3 protein-coding genes are annotated in these 2,406 nt (G+C 62.7%); all 3 read left to right on the forward strand.

The features are described from left to right. The first annotated feature begins 85 nt into the window (after positions 1-85). Positions 86-460 (forward strand): transposase, encoded by a 375-nt coding sequence (locus tag ACLIIZ_RS20985; RefSeq protein ID WP_416695629.1) that lies wholly within the window; start codon positions 86-88, stop codon positions 458-460. Then, positions 457-786: an IS66 family insertion sequence element accessory protein TnpB gene (gene tnpB / locus ACLIIZ_RS20990; protein WP_416695631.1), complete on the forward strand. Its 330-nt coding sequence runs from the start codon at positions 457-459 to the stop codon at positions 784-786. Before ACLIIZ_RS20985 ends, tnpB begins: the two co-directional genes overlap by 4 nt. A gap of 62 nt (positions 787-848) precedes the next feature. Further along, complete coding sequence (gene tnpC, locus ACLIIZ_RS20995) at positions 849-2,372, forward strand: IS66 family transposase (protein ID WP_416695633.1); 1,524 nt, start codon at positions 849-851, stop codon at positions 2,370-2,372. The last annotated feature ends 34 nt before the right edge of the window (positions 2,373-2,406 follow it).

Raw genomic sequence — 2,406 nt, forward strand, 5'->3', positions numbered from 1 at the left:
GTAAGCCCCCGGCAACCCCACCTATAAATTGGTCCGATAGACCGCGAAGATAGTGTCCCCTTAAAAGCGATGGTGGACACTATCAATGGAAATACAGAAGCCAATTCGCCGGCGGCGGCATCACCCGGAGGCGTTCAAGCAGGCGGTGGTGGAAGCCAGCTGCGAGCCTGGCGCCTCGGTGGCCGGGATTGCCCTGGCCAACGGCGTCAATGCCAACTTGGTTCGGCGCTGGTTGCGGGATCGCGGCATTGAACCGCCCAGCCGACGCTTGCCGGTACCCGTCAAGGAGGTCGCATCGGGGATGGCGCCGGCGTTCGTGCCGTTGCCGCTGGCAGCGGCCGAAGCGCCATCGCGCGATATCCGGATCGAGATCCGGCGAGGCAACACGGCGATCAAGCTCGACTGGCCGGCCCAGGCCGCCGGCGATTGTGCCGCCTGGTTGATCGACTGGCTGCGATGATCCGGGTCGATGCCTTGTGGTTGTCGACCCGGCCGCTCGACATGCGTGCAGGAACGGAAACGATCCTGGCCCAGGTCGTGCGGACCTTCGGCGAAGCGCAGCCGCACCATGCCTATCTCTTTGCCAACCGCCGCGGTACTCGGTTGAAGGTGCTGGTGCATGATGGCTACGGCGTCTGGCTGGCCAACCGTCGTCTGAACCAGGGGCGGTTTCAACTTCGCGCCGGCGATGGCCGCGTCGCCTTGACCCGGGGGCAATTCGATGCGCTAATTCTCGGCCTGCCGTGGGAACGTCTGGCCGATGGCGGGGTGGTTCGAGTTCTTTGACCGTCCACCATTGGGGAAGTCCACGATAGTCAGTTCGCCTTGCGGACGGCATGATGTCGGCCATGACCTTGCCCGCCAACCTCGATCAACTGACCGCCGACGAACTGCGCGAACTGGTTCGCCAGCAATCGGCAGCCATCACGCACAAGGATCGCGAACTCAACTGGCGCAAGATCAAGATCGACAAGCTGACGCATGAAGTGGCGTACTACAAGCGCCACTACTTCGGCATCAAGGCCGAGCGCCTGCCGGTGGAACAGGGCCAGTTGTTCGAGGAAACCCTCGCCGCCGACATGGCGGCGATCACCGAAGAGTTGGCGCAGCTTTCGGAAACGAAACCGAAGGGCCAGGCCAAGCGCCAGCCTTTGCCGCCAGAACTGCCGCGTACCGAAATCCACCACGAACCGGAGTCGACCACCTGCACCTGCGGCTGCCAGATGCAGCGCATTGGCGAAGATGTCGCCGAGAAGCTGGACTACACGCCCGGCACCTTTACGGTCGAACGTCACATCCGCGGCAAATGGGCCTGCAAACAATGTGAAACGCTGATCCAGGCCCCGGTGCCCGCCCATGTGATCGACAAGGGGATCCCGACCACCGGCTTGCTCGCGCATGTGTTGATCGCCAAGTACCTGGATCACCTGCCGCTGTATCGTCAGGAAGGCATCTTTGGCCGGGCCGGTCTGCCGATTCCGCAATCGACCCTGGCCGAGTGGGTCGGCCAGATGGGCGTCACCCTGCAACCCCTGGTCGATGCCTTGAAGGCCGAGATGCTGACCTACCCGGTCCTGCATGCCGACGAAACCCCGGTGGCGATGCTCGACCCCGGCAAGGGAAAGACACATCGGGCCTATCTCTGGTCCTACAGCATCGGCGCCTTCGAACCGATCAAGGCCGTCATCTACGATTTCGCCGACAGCCGGGCCGGCAAGCATGCCCAGGAATTCCTCGGCACCTGGCGCGGCACACTCGTCTGCGACGATTATGCAGGCTACAAGGCGCTGATCGCCGACGGCGTGACCGAAGCCGGCTGCATGGCGCATGCACGCCGGAAATTCTTCGATCTGCACGCCAACAACCAGAGCCAGATTGCCCAGCAGGCGCTGGCCTACATTCAGAAGCTCTACCAGGTGGAGCGGGAAGTTGCTGAACTGAGCCCGGACGAACGGCGACGAATCCGTCAGGCGCAGGCCAAACCGATTCTCGATGAATTTCACGACTGGCTGACCCGGCACCGATGCCAGGTACCCAACGGCTCATCGACGGCCAAGGCGATCGATTACAGCCTCAAACGCTGGACCGCGCTCGTTCATTACGCCGACGACGCTCAGGTGCCGATCGACAACAACTGGATCGAGAACCGCATCCGCCCGATTGCCACGGGCCGGAAGAACTGGCTATTCGCCGGCAGCTTGCGCGCCGGCAAGCGGGCGGCAGCCATCATGAGTCTGATCCAGTCCGCCAAGCTCAATGGCCACGATCCCTTCCTCTACCTGAAAGACATCCTGTCTCGCCTGCCAACCCAGCCCAACAGCCGGATCGGCGAATTGCTGCCGCATCGCTGGCGGCTCGAATCGATAGACTGAGTCAGAAATCAAGCTGGGTTTGCCGGGGGCTTAC

This window comes from Azonexus caeni (assembly GCF_048146105.1).
In the GTDB taxonomy this organism is placed as follows: domain Bacteria; phylum Pseudomonadota; class Gammaproteobacteria; order Burkholderiales; family Rhodocyclaceae; genus Azonexus; species Azonexus aromaticus_B.

Bases quoted from the DNA above. Each gene is read 5' to 3' on its own strand.
- ACLIIZ_RS20985 (WP_416695629.1), top strand. From the start codon at position 86: ATGGAAATACAGAAGCCAATTCGCCGGCGGCGGCATCACCCGGAGGCG.
- tnpB (WP_416695631.1), top strand. From the start codon at position 457: ATGATCCGGGTCGATGCCTTGTGGTTGTCGACCCGGCCGCTCGACATG.
- tnpC (WP_416695633.1), top strand. From the start codon at position 849: ATGACCTTGCCCGCCAACCTCGATCAACTGACCGCCGACGAACTGCGC.